The organism is Halomonas sp. A40-4 (assembly GCF_015767635.1).
In the GTDB taxonomy this organism is placed as follows: Bacteria; Pseudomonadota; Gammaproteobacteria; order Pseudomonadales; family Halomonadaceae; genus Vreelandella; species Vreelandella janggokensis.
The window spans coordinates 1086484-1101268 of the sequence record NZ_CP065230.1; the positions used below are offsets into that span (position 1 = coordinate 1086484).

At 56.9% G+C, this 14785-nt stretch carries 17 protein-coding genes and 1 pseudogene; 12 read left to right on the plus strand and 6 right to left on the minus strand.

The annotated features are described in order from the left end of the window. Positions 1 to 19: 19 nt before the first annotated feature. Complete coding sequence (locus tag IT895_RS05170; protein WP_085919804.1) at positions 20 to 967, minus strand: dihydrodipicolinate synthase family protein; 948 nt, start codon at positions 965 to 967, stop codon at positions 20 to 22. Positions 968 to 1111: 144 nt separating this feature from the next. Further along, positions 1112 to 2044, minus strand: a complete 933-nt coding sequence (locus tag IT895_RS05175) for a 4-hydroxyproline epimerase (protein ID WP_199284904.1) — start codon at positions 2042 to 2044, stop codon at positions 1112 to 1114. 157 nt (positions 2045 to 2201) lie between these two features. On the opposite strand from IT895_RS05175, the pseudogene IT895_RS05180 reads away from it, so the two are divergent. The 6 genes and pseudogenes from IT895_RS05180 to rloA3 form a co-directional block, all read left to right on the plus strand. Continuing rightward, positions 2202 to 2414, plus strand: a pseudogene (locus IT895_RS05180) (ferrochelatase); the annotation flags it as partial. Between the two features lie 180 nt (positions 2415 to 2594). Further along, positions 2595 to 2753, plus strand: a complete 159-nt coding sequence (locus IT895_RS05185) for a DUF2256 domain-containing protein (protein ID WP_085919801.1) — start codon at positions 2595 to 2597, stop codon at positions 2751 to 2753. A 2-nt stretch (positions 2754 to 2755) separates the two neighbouring features. Then, positions 2756 to 4174, plus strand: a complete 1419-nt coding sequence (locus IT895_RS05190) for a DASH family cryptochrome (RefSeq protein ID WP_199284905.1) — start codon at positions 2756 to 2758, stop codon at positions 4172 to 4174. A gap of 30 nt (positions 4175 to 4204) precedes the next feature. Then, positions 4205 to 4636, plus strand: coding sequence for a DUF3429 domain-containing protein (locus tag IT895_RS05195; protein WP_199284906.1), 432 nt, complete (start codon positions 4205 to 4207; stop codon positions 4634 to 4636). A 69-nt stretch (positions 4637 to 4705) separates the two neighbouring features. Beyond that, positions 4706 to 5977, plus strand: coding sequence for a lytic murein transglycosylase (locus IT895_RS05200; RefSeq protein ID WP_233337376.1), 1272 nt, complete (start codon positions 4706 to 4708; stop codon positions 5975 to 5977). A gap of 33 nt (positions 5978 to 6010) precedes the next feature. After that, positions 6011 to 6580, plus strand: coding sequence for a retropepsin-like aspartic peptidase RloA3 (gene rloA3 / locus IT895_RS05205; RefSeq protein WP_442786533.1), 570 nt, complete (start codon positions 6011 to 6013; stop codon positions 6578 to 6580). Positions 6581 to 6583: 3 nt separating this feature from the next. On the opposite strand, the gene IT895_RS05210 is transcribed toward rloA3, so the two are convergent. After that, positions 6584 to 7297 (minus strand): 16S rRNA (uracil(1498)-N(3))-methyltransferase, encoded by a 714-nt coding sequence (locus IT895_RS05210; RefSeq protein WP_199284907.1) that lies wholly within the window; start codon positions 7295 to 7297, stop codon positions 6584 to 6586. A 169-nt stretch (positions 7298 to 7466) separates the two neighbouring features. On the opposite strand from IT895_RS05210, the gene phaR reads away from it, so the two are divergent. The 6 genes from phaR (at position 7467) to coq7 (ending at position 11821) form a co-directional block, all read left to right on the plus strand. After that, the gene (gene phaR / locus IT895_RS05215) at positions 7467 to 7991 is read left to right on the plus strand and encodes a polyhydroxyalkanoate synthesis repressor PhaR (RefSeq protein WP_085919795.1); all 525 of its coding nucleotides are present in this window, start codon (positions 7467 to 7469) and stop codon (positions 7989 to 7991) included. A 72-nt stretch (positions 7992 to 8063) separates the two neighbouring features. Further along, positions 8064 to 9350, plus strand: coding sequence for a phosphoribosylamine--glycine ligase (gene purD / locus IT895_RS05220; RefSeq protein WP_199284908.1), 1287 nt, complete (start codon positions 8064 to 8066; stop codon positions 9348 to 9350). 78 nt (positions 9351 to 9428) lie between these two features. Continuing rightward, positions 9429 to 9869, plus strand: coding sequence for an acyl-CoA thioesterase (locus IT895_RS05225; protein WP_199284909.1), 441 nt, complete (start codon positions 9429 to 9431; stop codon positions 9867 to 9869). A gap of 3 nt (positions 9870 to 9872) precedes the next feature. After that, positions 9873 to 10745: a phosphoribulokinase gene (locus IT895_RS05230; protein WP_085919792.1), complete on the plus strand. Its 873-nt coding sequence runs from the start codon at positions 9873 to 9875 to the stop codon at positions 10743 to 10745. A gap of 56 nt (positions 10746 to 10801) precedes the next feature. Then, positions 10802 to 11143 (plus strand): histidine triad nucleotide-binding protein, encoded by a 342-nt coding sequence (locus IT895_RS05235; protein ID WP_085919791.1) that lies wholly within the window; start codon positions 10802 to 10804, stop codon positions 11141 to 11143. A 39-nt stretch (positions 11144 to 11182) separates the two neighbouring features. Beyond that, positions 11183 to 11821 carry a 2-polyprenyl-3-methyl-6-methoxy-1,4-benzoquinone monooxygenase gene (coq7, locus tag IT895_RS05240; protein WP_199284910.1) on the plus strand — a complete coding sequence of 213 codons (639 nt, stop codon included), beginning with the start codon at positions 11183 to 11185 and terminating at the stop codon, positions 11819 to 11821. A 197-nt stretch (positions 11822 to 12018) separates the two neighbouring features. On the opposite strand, the gene ettA is transcribed toward coq7, so the two are convergent. From ettA to IT895_RS05255, 3 genes are all read right to left on the minus strand, one after another. Beyond that, positions 12019 to 13680, minus strand: a complete 1662-nt coding sequence (gene ettA / locus IT895_RS05245) for an energy-dependent translational throttle protein EttA (RefSeq protein ID WP_199284911.1) — start codon at positions 13678 to 13680, stop codon at positions 12019 to 12021. A gap of 178 nt (positions 13681 to 13858) precedes the next feature. Then, complete coding sequence (locus IT895_RS05250) at positions 13859 to 14074, minus strand: PA3496 family putative envelope integrity protein (RefSeq protein ID WP_085919788.1); 216 nt, start codon at positions 14072 to 14074, stop codon at positions 13859 to 13861. 140 nt (positions 14075 to 14214) lie between these two features. Next, positions 14215 to 14661 (minus strand): PAS domain S-box protein, encoded by a 447-nt coding sequence (locus IT895_RS05255; protein WP_199284912.1) that lies wholly within the window; start codon positions 14659 to 14661, stop codon positions 14215 to 14217. Positions 14662 to 14785: the final 124 nt, after the last annotated feature.

Here is a 14785-nt window from a genome sequence, read left to right on the forward strand (position 1 = left end):
GAGCGTATTCAGCATCGTTTTATTTATTGTTCAGGGATTCGCACCACTGTGAGTACCAGCGACGGAATAAATCATACTGAGCTTCTACATAGTGACGCTGGGCATCGCTTAGCTGGTCGGTTTCATTAAAGTGCAATGCGTATTCAGTATCACCGTTAAGTACCATCAGGTGTTTGTAGTACAGGACGAGGTCTGCCCCTTCATCAAAAGAGGAAAGTACGCTTAGCGCATCCTCAAGCTCTTTGGCTTGACGGCGAGCCTCAACGTCACCTTGGGCGGCTTTTTTACTCAGTGATACAAGATGCAGGACTTCGCGCGGAAGGGCGTTGCCAATGCCTGTGATAGCACCTGTTGCGCCGCAATTTACGAAGCCATGAAAAACAGTGGTATCGACACCCACCATAAGCGTTACTTTATCGTCCTGAGAGGTGATGTTTTCAGCCGCGTAGCGTAGGTCATCGGCACCGCCGAACTCTTTAAAGCCGATTAAGTTGGGGTGCTGGTCACGTAGCTCGAAGAATAGGTCAGCGCGGGTGGCAAAACCGTAATAGGGGCTGTTGTAAATAACCGCAGGCAGGTCCGGTGCAGCTTGCAGTATTGCCGAGAAGTGGGCTTTTTGTGCGGCGACCGACGTACCGCGTGACAGTACCCGTGGAATTACCATTAGTCCTTGGGCGCCTACTTTGGCGGCATGGTCAGCATGGGAGATGGCTTCTTTGCTATTGACTGCACCTGTCCCGACGATAGTGGGAATACCAGCTTTAACAAGGCGTTCGACGCCTTCTTGGCGTTGTGCTTCACTTAACAGAGGCCAGTCGCCCATCGAACCGCAATACACAACACCACTCATGCCGGTTTCGATTAACGCGCGCCCTTTGGCGACCAGGGCGTCAAAATCAGGTTGCCGGTCGGCGTTGCAGGGAGTCATCAGCGCGGGTATGCATCCGGTGAAAATTTGGTCGTTCATTGTCGTGTTTTCCTTTTCGGATAGGTGATTGATAGTTGTTGCATGCTACTGAGTCAGCGCCTTGTTTGAGCTTGGCGTGTTGGCGCTGGGTGTTTAAAGCGGTGGTGACGACGCCCCGAGTCGTTTGGTCAGGTTAAGGGCGTCTCATGAGGTAATCCCCCATGCGAAGGGATCCTGTTCATCAATAAGCAAGGTGGCGTCTGCACTGAGGTAAGCGTGCCCTTTGATATAAGGGCGAATTTGCTCTCCTTCCCACTCGTAATAAGCTTCGAACTGGCTTCCGCAAATGCTTGCTTGCCGCCAGGTGGTATGGGGTGGCAGCTTGCTGTCTGCGGCTAGACAGGCGAGCTTTGCGCTTGTACCGGTGCCGCAAGGCGAGCGGTCATAAGCTTTGCCCGGGCAGAGAACAAAATTGCGGCTATCCGCCTCTGGGTCATCCGCAAATAGTTCGATATGGTCGATCAAGCCTTGATTCGCGCCGGTAATGCATGCTGCTTCAAGGCCTTGACGTACTGCCCAGGTGAAAGCGGTTAATGCTTCTACATTGTCGAGCCGTAACGACTGCCCATGGTCACTGATAAGGAAAAACCAGTTGCCTCCCCATGCGATATCTCCGTGGACGACTCCATAGCCCGGTACATCGACGGAGACTTCACGACGGTACCGGTAGGCAGGCACGTTGCGTACGGTTACGGCGCCATCTTCATGAAGCGTTGCGCTCACAGGCCCCACTGTGGTGTCAATGTAATGCTCACCTGGGGTGATAACCCCCAAGTGGTACAACGACGCCACCAGGCCAATGGTGCCGTGACCGCACATGCCTAAGTAGCCGGTATTGTTGAAAAAGATTACCCCGCAGGTGGCGCCAGGTGATACCGGTTCACAATATAGAGCGCCTACCAACACATCATGCCCTCGGGGTTCCAGCATGCTGACGCGCCGCCATTGATCGTGATGCTGCCTAAGGTCATCGCATTTTTCCGCGATGGTTTTGCCTGCCAGAAGTGGAAAGCCTTCCATGACGAGTCGGGTAGGTTCACCTGCCGTATGGGAGTCGATGACACGGATTTTCTTCATGGAGCACCTTGTTTGTCGTTTTGCGATAGCCAGGTTTTCAGTGACAGGATATTCGTCGATTGTCTTTTTTATATTTTATACAATTTTAAAACACGTTTGTGAAGCCAAGATGGCAATGATTTGATGTCAGTGGGCTTAAAAGCTGGGAGAGAAACGTGCCAAACAGGGACACAAGCACATCGCCATTCTGTCGCCTGCGTTTTCGTCGGATTGCGTCGAGACGCTTGAGGAGATCAAGGAAGAGATTCACGACAGCTTCATGGAAGCGGGGGGAGAGACCTTCAGTTATATTCCCTGCCTGAACGACCGGGATGACCACATCGATGCGCTAGTGGCAGTGGTCAACAATGAATTGTCGGGGTGGTTGTAAGCGAACACGTGATCTCTGCTATTTGTTTCTTTTTGTCATAGGCCACCTTCGGGTGGCTTTTTTATGTCTGTAGTCACCAACGGATGCCGTATAGAGGTGGAAAATATATGTACAATAGTTGTACTGTATAAGATATGATGTTTACGTTTAGAGTACGCCTTCTACCAGGCGAAAATCGAGATGACACATCAACACCATTTACCGGAAAAAGTCTGCGTTCACTGCCAGCGCCCATTTACTTGGAGAAAGAAATGGGCGCGATGCTGGGATGAGGTCCGCTATTGCAGCAAACGCTGTCAGCGCGAAGCCCGGATAGCAAAACGCGCTGAGGAGAACTGAGCATGAACAGCACGATCGATATCGTCTGGCTGCACGACGACCTCAGAGTGACAGATAACCCACTGATGCGCCTGGACGATCTGCCGGATCATCTCGTCTGCCTTTATGTGCTTGATGAAGCGTGGCTGACGCCCTTGTTTGATGACGCCGATGTGTTGCGAATTGGTCCGGCGAGGCTACGCTTTCTATGGCAGTGCCTGATGGAGCTACGCGGCGAGCTCTTGCAGCGGGGCAGCGATCTTCTGGTGCGAATCGGCGATCCTGTCGAGGAGGTTGTAACGCTGGCTGAACAGCTCCAGGCGCGTAAAGTCAGAGTTGCCGAGCACGTTGGCGTAGAAGAGCAGCAGCACATCCAGGCGGTCAGCGATCGGCTTTCGCCGACAATCGTGGTTGAGCGTCATGAGTCGGGTCGGTTGATCGACGAACAGGCCCTGCCGTTCGATCTATCTCAACTGCCTGAGAGTTTCTCCGCCTTTCGGCGCCAGGTCGAGAAGCACTGTGTCATTCCCCCCAGCCTGGCGGCACCGGTTACCTTGCCTGCCTGGCCCGACGCGCCACGTGGCTTTCCGCCGCTGAACAAAGTCTGTGCCGTCAGTGCGGGTTGGCAACCGGATGAACGCCAAGGGCTCGATTTTGTGGGAGGAGAGGCGGCTGGCCGCGCACGCCTGCACCAGTATATCTGGCAGCAACATGGTCCGGCGACCTATAAGAAAACCCGCAACGGACTTTTGGGGGCTAATTTTTCTACGCGTTTTTCACCCTGGCTGGCCCATGGTTGCATATCGCCGCGCCAGGTGCAGGATGAGGTCAAAGCCTGGGAGTCACTGCACGGGAGTAATGAATCCAGCTACTGGATTGGTTTCGAGCTGCTGTGGCGAGAATATTTTTTACGCGCGGCGCAACTGGAAGGCGAGTCGCTATTCGGTCAGGCGCAGTTGCCTGCCACCAACGCAGACTTCGATGCCTGGCGCAATGCCACGACAGGGGTGCCGTTTATCGATGCCGCGATGCTGGAACTGAGGAGCACGGGGTGGATTTCCAATCGTGTTCGCCAGAACGTGGCCAGCTTCCTGGTCAAGGATCTGGGCGTGGATTGGCGACTGGGTGCCGCCTGGTTTGAGCACTGCCTGCTGGACTACGATGTGGCAAGCAATTGGGGGAACTGGCGCTATATTGCCGGGGTGGGTCGTGATCCGCGTCAGGACCGCTACTTCAACGTATTGAAGCAGGCAGGCCACTATGACCCTAAAGGGTTTTATGTGGCGCACTGGTTGCCTGAACTGGAAAATTTGCCCAATGGTCTGGCTCGGCATCAGCCATGGCGAGCCGCCGCTGAGCGTTTCCCGGCCCCTCGCGTGGCCCCCGAGGCCTGGCAACGCTGGTTGATCGATGAAGGTCAACTGGAAGCAACGGACGAGTAATGGTTGGACGAGTAACTGATGAGAGTATCCATGGAAGATCGCCGTACCGCCTGGTTGTTGGGGCTGGCAGGCTTGTTGCCGTTCCTTTTGACGCTCTGGTTGGCAGGGTGGGGGCCAGTCGCCTGGCAAGAAACCGCAGTTCGAGCGTTCTTGTATTACAGCGCGGTGATCCTGTCGTTTCTGGGTGGCACGCACTGGGGAGCGGCGCTGCAAAACCCGCAACCGGGTCATAACCATCGGCTGCTGATCGCCATGGCGCCGAGCCTGATTGCCTGGCCTGCGTTACTGTTCAGTCCACTGTGGGGGCTGGTCGTGCTGGGTGTCGGCTTTATGTTTGTTTGGGGGTATGATCTCAGCCGCAATGGGCGCTTTGGTTGGCCAAGCTGGTACTGGCAGCTGCGCACGCTATTAACCGTGATCGTCGTACTTGCCCACGTCGTCTTGTTGACTCGCCTGTGGTGATCAGGCTCTAGTAACCTAAAGCGTTCTGCGCCATCATCGGAGGCTGCCAAGGACTGCCTTAAGGAAGCCATGATGTTGTATAAAATGACGTTGTATAAAAAGCTGACAATTGCCTCGGTCAGCGCCACGTTCGGGATGACGGCCGTATTGCTTTTGAGCCCTCCGGTACTTGCGAACCAGCAACTGATGACCGAGGTGGATGCCCAGGTTGCGGAAGACATACAGCACGAGAGCTTTAGCCAATGGCGCGACGCCTTCCGTCGCTACGCCAAGGATCAGGGCATCAGCGAAGCGACGCTACGTGAGGCTTTCGATCAGGTCCGCTACCGCGAACGGATCATAGAGCTGGATCGCTACCAACCCGAATTCGTGCGCCCCATCTGGGAATACCTTGATACGGCGGTTTCCAGCACCCGCATCAACAACGGGCAGGATCGGCTTGCAGAACATCGGCGTACGGCAGAGCAAATGGAACAACGCTACGGTGTTCCCGCCGAAATTATTGTCGCCATCTGGGGTATCGAAAGTAATTACGGTAGCAACTTCGGTGATTTCTCCACCCTCGAAGCATTGGCGACGCTGGCCTTTGATGGCCGTCGCCAGCAATTCGCCCGCGAGGAATTACTGGCTGCCTTACGGATAATCCAGCAAGGCGATATCGCCGCTGAGCAAATGCGTGGCTCCTGGGCGGGTGCTATGGGACATACTCAGTTCATCCCCACCAGTTTTGAAGCCTATGCCGTCGACGGTGACGGCGATAACCGCCGCGACATCTGGAAGAGTATTCCTGACGTCATGGCGTCAACGGCCAACTACCTGGACCGCGCGGGCTGGCAGCCTGGCCAGCCCTGGGGCGTTGAGGTCAATCTGCCGGCTGACTACGACTACGCCCAGACCGGCCGTCGTGACAGTCAGGCCTGGGCAGAGCAGGGTGTGGAAGCCGTGAGCGGCGAACTCCCGCGTTTTGATAGTGCCGACGTCATTGTGCCTGCCGGGGCCGACGGGCCGGCATTTTTAGTAGGGCCCAATTTCCGCGCCATTCTGCGTTACAACAATGCCACCAGCTACGCGCTGGCGGTGGCAACGCTGAGTGATGCCATTGCCGGGCGTGATGGCATTCAGCAAGGCTGGCCGCGTGAAGAGGCACCTTTGACAAGGGATGATGTCCAAGCGCTTCAGCGCTATCTCAACCAGGCCGGTTACGACGTTGGCGGCGCCGATGGCATTATGGGACCCAACACCCGCCAGGGCCTGCGTGCCTTTCAGCGGGCTGAGGGATTGACCCCCGATGGCTTTGCGACACAATCATTGCTCGAGCGGCTGCGCCAGCGGGTTGAGTAGCTCTTCTTCCAAAGGATATCAGGACAGGAAATGATGATGCCCAAGGCAGTAACGACATTGTTGAGTAGTTTCGCCATTGTCACGGCACTGGCTAGCAGTCAGGCAGTGGCCGATGACGACAAGGTATTTGGCTGGGTGGAAAAGGCAACGCTGCAGCCCTGGGGAACCGAAGTCAAAGCTAAACTCGACAGTGGTGCATTGACCTCGTCGCTGGACGCTCGTGATATCGAGATGTTTGAAAAGGACGATGAAGACTGGGTGCGTTTTCGTCTCAAGCTTGAAGACCAGGAAAGTGGTGAGGTATTTAGCGACGAGTTAGAGCGCCCACTCTATCGCGAGTTGAGAGTCCGCGGTGCTGGTGGCGTAGACGAGCGCCCCGTGGTACTGCTCAACGTGTGCATGGGCGACACCGTCTACGAAGAGCAGTTCAGCCTGCGTAACCGGGAAGACATGAATTACCCGCTATTACTGGGGCGGCGCACCATCAGCCACCTCGGTTTGCTCGATGTGCGTGAAACCTTCATGCAAGAGCCCGACTGCGGCGATGATGCAGAGGTAGTGGCCCATGATCCCGACGAAGATGACGCCAGCGACGAAACCTGACCCCTAAAAAAGCCGTGACAACAAAGCCGTCACGGCGGTCTCCACTCGCAGAATACGCGGGCCAAGATGCATGCCTTCGCAGCCCGCGTTCACCAGTTGCTCCACTTCCCAGTCGATAAAGCCGCCTTCGGGGCCGATAAACAGCACCGTTTCCCTGTTGATGCCCCTTGGGCAGGGGAGCGCCATGCCGGGGTGGGCGACCAGGCCATGTCCTTCGCTGAGCAGCGTGGGCAAGTGGTCACTGAGAAAAGCCCGAAAGCCTTTGACCAGCGTCACGCTGGGCATCACGGTATCGCGCGCCTGCTCAAGGCCGAGTACCAGATGCTGGTGTATCTTCTCGGGGCGCAGTTCGGGGGATTGCCAATAGCTTTTTTCGACCCGTTTGGTGTGCAGCAGCGTCAAGCGCTTTACGCCAAGCGCTGTCACGTGCTCCAGGGTGCGTGCCAGCATGCGCGGACGCGGTAACGCCAGCACCAGGTGCACGGGCAGGGCGGGCGGTGGCGCCTCGTCAAGGTGCTCCCAGCGCAATGTCGCCTGATCGGGCCCCATCGCGGTCAACTCGGCCTTGCCGATCAGCCCGTTCGAGCAGCCAACGGTGAGCGTATCCCCTGGCTGGGCGCGGTGTACCTCGCGCAGGTGTGTCAAACGGCGTTGGTCGCGCAGCAGGGCTTCGCCGTTCTGGGCCACATCGTGAGGTTCGAGTAAAATCAGGTTCATGGCAGTGGTCGATTGTTGAGTGCTTGGAAAGGTAGAGAAAGGCCCATCTGTGACATCCTGGCCGACGCTACGCCTATTGAATATCGCTACATGGCTTGCATGGCCGCCAAGTGCAGGCACAATAACAGCAACGGGAAGCAAAGCCCTATCGCGTTTAAGGAGAATCGCCGTGCGCGTCATTCGTAAATATGCCAATCGCAGATTGTATGATACCCAACAAAGCCGTTACGTGACGCTGGAGGATCTGCGCCGTCTGATTCTCGAGGAAGAGCCGTTTCGGGTCGAGGATGCCAAAAGCGGTGAAGACCTTACGCGGACGATCCTGCTGTCGATTATCATCGAACAGGAAAGTGCCGACAGTGATGCCGAGGTGTTCTCCAACGACCTGCTGGCGCAGTTGATCCGTGTCTATGACATGTCCTCACCGCTACCGCTGGCGCGTTACCTGGAGCAGGGCACCCAGATCATGATGGAGCAGCAAAAACGCATGCAAAGCCAGTGGCAGCAGGCCATTCGCCATACGCCCATGGAATTCATGCGTGAGCTGGCCGAGGAAAACATGCGCTTCTGGCAGAAGACCATGAACCAGGCGCCGCCCACCGGCAAAAATGACAGCGACGATATGGGCCGGAACGACAACGCGCATGACGATAAAGCTCATGATAAAAAGAGCAACGACGACAAGTCATCGTAAGCGCCAGCGACGCGCGGGCAAGCTGTGGCATAATACCGCTATTAATCTGCTCTTCCGCAAAGAAGGATATCCATGAAGGTTTTGATGATAGGCGGCGGTGGTCGCGAACACGCGTTGGCATGGAAACTGGCCCAGTCGCCGCGCGTCTCGCAGGTGTTTGTTGCGCCGGGTAATGCAGGCACCGCCGGTGAGGAAAAACTGACCAACGTCGCCATCGAAGCAAGCGATATTTCCGCACTGGTGGCGTTTGCACGCCAGGAAGACGTGGCGTTGACGGTGGTGGGGCCGGAAGCACCGCTAGTCGAAGGCGTGGTGGATCGCTTTCAGGCGGCGGATCTGACCATCTTTGGCCCCACCCAGGCAGCCGCCCAGTTGGAAGGCTCGAAGTCGTTCACCAAAGACTTCCTGGCGCGTCATGCGATTCCCACGGCCGACTATCAAACCTTCACGGCCGTTGAGCCAGCGCTTGAATACCTGACCGAAGTGGGCGCGCCCATCGTCATCAAGGCCGACGGCCTGGCAGCTGGTAAAGGCGTTATCGTCGCCATGACCCATGCGGAAGCCGAAGCCGCGATTCGTGACATGCTGGAAGCCAATGCCTTTGGCGATGCGGGTGCGCGGGTAGTGATCGAAGAGTTTCTGGACGGTGAAGAAGCCAGCTTCATCGTCATGGTCGATGGAGAAAACGTGGTGCCCATGGCGACCAGCCAGGACCACAAACGCGCCTGCGACGGTGATAGCGGACCCAATACCGGCGGCATGGGTGCCTACTCACCGGCGCCCGTGGTCACCCCGGATGTCGATGAACGCATCATGCAGCAGGTGATTCTGCCGACCGTCAAGGGAATGGCCGCCGAAGGTCATGCCTACAACGGCTTTCTCTACGCCGGCCTGATGATCGACGCCCAGGGTAACCCCAAGGTGATCGAATACAATTGCCGCTTTGGCGACCCGGAAACCCAGCCCATCATGCTGCGCTTGACCTCGGACTTTGCCGCACTGTGCCTTGCCGGTGCACAAGGCAAGCTGGCCGGTCAGCGCTGCGAGTGGGACGCACGTGCGGCGGTGGGGGTCGTACTGGCCGCCGGCGGTTACCCGGGCAGCTATCGCAAGGGCGATGTGATTCACGGTATTGCCAATGCCGAGCGCCATGGCTGCAAGGTGTTTCATGCGGGGACTCAACACAACGACCAGGGGGATGTTCTGACGGCAGGTGGCCGCGTACTGTGCGTTACCGCCCTTGGGGATAGCGTCTCCCAGGCGCAACAGAAGGCGTATCAAGGCGTGGACGAGATTCATTGGGAAGGTGTCATCTGCCGCCGTGATATCGCGCATCGTGCGATAGCCCGGGAAAGTTGACGCTTCGCCCGAAGGTTGACGCTTTTATAGTCGCAGGGGCATTCTGCCTCGCTTGCCGATCACAACAAGGATAACTGGATGGAACGGGTTCAGCTCGATTTTCCCGACGCAGCGATCATTCATCGCCATTCACTCAGCGTCCGTGTCACGGATATGAACTACGGTCGTCACCTTGGTCACGATGCGCTTGTATCGCTGCTCCATGAGGCGCGCATCCAGGCGTTTGCCACCCTCGATCTGCCAGAATGGGACATGCAAGGCTACCCCAGTGTGGTTGCCGATCTGGCGGTGCAATACCAAAGCGAAGCGCGCTGGCCGGACGCCCTGGTGGTTGAAACCGCTGTACCATCCCCCGAGGGCAAGGCATTAACGGTCTATCAGCGTATCGCCCACGCCGAGAGTGGCAAGACAGTGGCGACTGCGCGTATCAATCAACTGCTGATTGACATGGCGTCGGGTCGCCCGGTGACGATCCCTGACGCGGTTGTGCAAGCATTAGCGCAAGCAAGAGGCACCTGATCGATGTCCCGTGAATACCCCATTATTGCCATCACCGGCTCGTCCGGTGCTGGCACCACCACCGTGCGGCGTAGCTTTGAGCGCATGTTCCTGCGTGAAGACGTGCACGCTGCCATGGTGGACGGTGACGCCTTCCATCGCTACACCCGCGATGAACTGCATCGCATGTTCCGCGAAGAGCCCGAGCGCAAGAATGAGCTTTCGCATTTTGCCGTCGAAGCCAACCTGCTGGATCGCCTCGAAGGCATGTTTATCGAATACGGCGAGCATGGCACTGGGACCTTCAGGCACTATATCCACGCCGAGGATAAACAAAAGATCGAGGCGGGCCACAAGGTAGGCACCTTCACAGAGTGGCAGTCGCTACCCTGCGGAACCGATCTGCTGTTTTACGAAGGTCTGCACGGCGGCCTGGTCACGGAAGAATACGATATCGCACGCCACGTTGACCTGCTGGTGGGCGTGGCCCCCACGATGAACCTGGAATGGATCCAGAAAATCGATCGTGACACCAAGATGCGTGGCTATTCCCAGGAAGCGGTTATCGACACCATTCTGGGCCGTATGGATGACTACGTGCGCTATATCCAGCCCCAGCTTTCGCGCACCCATATCAATTTCCAGCGCGTGCCCACGGTGGATACCTCAAACCCCTTTGAGGTGCAGGATATACCGACGGATGCGGAATCCTTTGTGGTCATCCGTTTCCGCGACCCTTCCACGGTGGACTTTCCCTGGCTGCTGGCGATGATCAAGGATTCCTTCATGACCCGGCCCCACACCCTGGTGGTGCCCGGCGCCAGAATGTCGCTAGCCATGGAGCTTATCCTGGCACCGTTGGTGCGCCACTTGTTGTCACAGCGGCGTTTTCGTTAGGCTCGCAGGTAGTCATTCTGCCTGCGTCGCCAGCTTACGCTCATTGAGGAGCTTTTATGGACTGTCTGTTTTGCAAGATCATCAACCGTGAAATCCCTGCGGATATTGTCTATGAAGACGAGCACGTGCTGGCGTTCAACGACATCAATCCCCAGGCACCCACGCACCAGTTGATTATTCCCAAGAAGCACATTGCCACGCTCAATGATATTCATGCCGATGACCTGGCGACTGTCGGTCGGTTGCAATATACCGCGGCGAAGCTCGCCCAGGAGCAGGGCTTTGCCGACGATGGCTACCGCGTCGTCATGAACTGTAACGAAATGGGTGGCCAAACGGTCTATCATATCCACATGCACCTGCTCGGCGGGCGTCAGTTTACCTGGCCCGCCGGGTAAGTTGCTGTACTTTTACGACCCACGGCCAAGGAGCGAGCCATGAGGCGTCGATGCCCCCTTTCTGACCAATGGATCTATCAGTTTGATCGTGCGCTGCGCACGCTGGCGCCGCCCACGGCGCGCACAAAATCACTTGTGCCGGTATCATCTGGCGATAAAACCCTGACAGCCTTCGAGGCACACCACGTGGCAGGCATGATGCGCGTCAATCACAGTGGGGAGGTATGCCTGCAAGGGCTTTACCAGGGACAGCGGTTGTTTACGCAACGGCCGGATGCCAGTGCGCAAATGCAGCAATCAGCGACCAATGATCTTGGCCATCTGGCCCTGTTTAGCCAGCGGCTGCGGCAACTGGATAGCCGTACAAGCCTGCTTGCCCCGTGTTTCTATATAGCCTCGCTCAGTATTGGTGCGACCACGGGTGTACTGAGTGAGCGCCTTGGCCTGGGGCTGCTGGCCGCCAGCGAAACGCAAGCCGCTAGGCGGTTCAGTGATCAGCCGTCACGCCTGCCGGAGGCTGATCAGACGTCACGTACCCTGCTTCGCAAAGTGGCCGTGGAGAAAAACCACCATGCCCAACTGGCGCTAGAAGCGGGCGGTGTCAACCTGCCTGCGCCGGTGCAGTGGCTGATGCGCGGCGCCTTCAAGGCGGTCAGTAAAACGACGTATCACGGCTAACCGCTGGCAGATATCCATAAACAGCCACGCATAAAAAAGCCCCGCCAAGGCGGGGCTCAATTTACTAAAAAAGACTCAACTTATCTTGCGCAAGGTCCGAATCAACCCGTAGCGGGGGTTATTCGCCATGGATGGCGAATGTAGCGCCCATGGAGGGGTTTACAGCGCCCCCGCCAAGGGTTGTTCGGACCAGGCTATTAAGCATCGATGCGCTTGTACTTCATCCGCTTGGGCGTGTCGTTGCCCACACGCTTCTTGTGATCTTCTTCGTAGTCGGTGTAGTTACCGTCAAAGAAGACCACTTCCGAATCGCCCTCAAACGCCAGAATATGCGTCGCAATCCGGTCGAGGAACCAACGGTCGTGGGAGATCACCATGGCACAGCCCGGGAAGGCCAGCAGGGCCTCTTCCAGCGCACGCAGCGTCTCGATATCCAGATCGTTGGAGGGTTCGTCGAGCAGCAGCACGTTGGCACCCTGCTTGAGCGTTTGCGCGAGCTGCAAACGACCCCGCTCACCACCGGATAACTCATCCAGACGTTTCTGCTGGTCGTTGCCCTTGAAGTTGAAGCGACCCACGTACGCCCGTGAAGCGACCTCGTAACCATTGATGTTGAGGATATCCTGGCCATCGGAGACGGCCTGCCAGACGGTCTGCTTGTCGTCCAGAGCATCGCGGAGCTGCTCGACATAAGCGATATCCACGGTCTCGCCAAGCACCACCTCGCCGGCATCGGGCTGTTCCTGGCCGGTAATCAGCTTGAATAGGGTCGACTTACCGGCGCCGTTACCGCCCACAATGCCGACGATGGCACCGGGGGGAACCGAGAACGAAAGATCCTGATAAAGCAGCTTGTCGTCGAAGCGTTTTGCCACATCATGAAACTCGATGACCTTATCCCCCAGGCGCGGGCCGGGTGGAATATAGATCTCATTGGTTTCATTACGCTTCTGGAAATCACCGGACTGCATTTCCTCGAAGCGGTTAAGGCGTGCCTTGCTTTTCGCCTGGCGGCCCTTCGAGTTTGAGCGTACCCACTCAAGCTCCTGCTTGATGGCTTTCTGGCGAGAAGCCTCCTGCTTGGCTTCCTGACCCAGGCGCTGTTCTTTCTGCTCAAGCCACTGCGAGTAGTTGCCCTCGAACGGAATACCCTGGCCGCGGTCCAGCTCAAGAATCCAGCCCGCCACGTTGTCCAGGAAGTAGCGGTCGTGGGTAATGGCAACCACGGTGCCGTTGTAGTCGTGCAGAAAACGTTCCAGCCAGGCGACTGATTCGGCATCCAGGTGGTTGGTCGGTTCGTCGAGCAGCAGCATGTCGGGGCTTGAGAGCAGCAGACGACACAGTGCCACACGGCGGCGCTCACCGCCGGACAGGTTGCCGACCTGAGCTTCCCAGGGGGGGAGGCGCAGTGCTTCAGCGGCGACGTCTAGCTTGCGCTCGATGTTATGGGCGTCGGCCGCTTCGATAATGTTTTCCAGGCGTGCCTGCTCGCTCGCCAGGGCATCAAAGTCGGCGTCAGGCTCAGCGTAGGCAGCGTAAACGCCATCGAGTTTTTCCTGGGCTTCCTTGATAGCGCCCAGGGCTTCTTCGACGGTCTCGCGGACATTCTTGCTGTCGTCGAGTTCCGGCTCCTGAGGCAGATAACCGACGTTGATTCCCGGCATCGGACGGGCTTCACCTTCAAACTCATTATCGACACCGGCCATGATGCGCAGCAGTGTGGATTTACCCGCGCCATTCAAGCCCAGTACGCCAATCTTGGCGCCCGGGAAAAACGACAGCGAAATATCTTTAAGAATTTGCTTTTTGGGCGGCACGATCTTGCCAACCCGGTTCATGGTGAAAACGTATTGCGCCATGGAAATCCGTATAGTTGATGAAAAAAATGCCAGCGTCACCGCTGAGCGATAGGCAGATGATAGAGCCCCACGTGACGAAAGGCCAGCCAAGGAAGGCTGACCGTCCAGGTGCGGTCAGGTTGGTACCTGATGTCGCAGCGGGGAAGGCATCAGGAATGTTCCTGATGACTCTGCATCATTACTCTTCTTCGTCCCAGCCGTCATCGATCGCGCGTTTGAGGCGGCGTTCTTCAAGCCAGGCCTCAACCTGGCGTCTGGCGCGCAGGCTATCGGCTTTGTTGCTCGGCCGAGAACGGCTGTAGTGTTCGTCATTGACGGCGTCAGAGGAATCGAACTCATCCGCTTCACCGTCTTCAGGAGAGAAAGTTTCACGACTCAAGGGATTACGGCTCATGACTGGCCCTCCAACCCAAGCCGGCGTGCCGGCGTCATTATGGCTTTCTGGTTGGCAGAGCAACAGAAAGCGCCAAGCGCTTCAGCAAGCGCCTTGCCGCTATATAACGCCGGTTACGTTGAAGATCAAGCCTTGTCGTTTTATTTTTCTGTTTTTGTATCTGCCTGCTTGGCATGGAGTGCGGCGAGTGCCTGTTGCGCTTCCACACGTTCGGTCACATCTTTCTGTACGCCGATGTAGTACATCAGGTTATCGGCTTCGTCGAAAACCGGCGTGATCGACAGCTCATTCCAGAACATGGTGCCGTCTTTACGATAGTTGCGCAGCACCTCCCGCGAAGGCTTGCCTGCATTCAGCGCCTCACGAATCGCGTTGAGAGGATCTTGATCGCGATCCTCATTCTGCAAAAAACGGCAGTCCCGATATAAAATTTCATCGGCGCTGTAACCAGTGAGGCGCTCAAAGCCTTTGTTGACATAAATCAGGATGTTTTCGTCACCTTCCTGTTCAGCAACCACAATGCCGTCTTCGGAGGCGTCAACCATGCGTTCGAGCAACGCGGGGCTGATCATGGGAGATCGTTTCATCAAGGGGTCCTGTTGCAGCTCCAAACCTATCGTGGCGTATTGTCACGTAATTTTTATGATAGCAAAAGGCCGCATAACGGCTGCCACCGACTTACCATCATGGCGAGCGTTGCCCTGCTTTGCA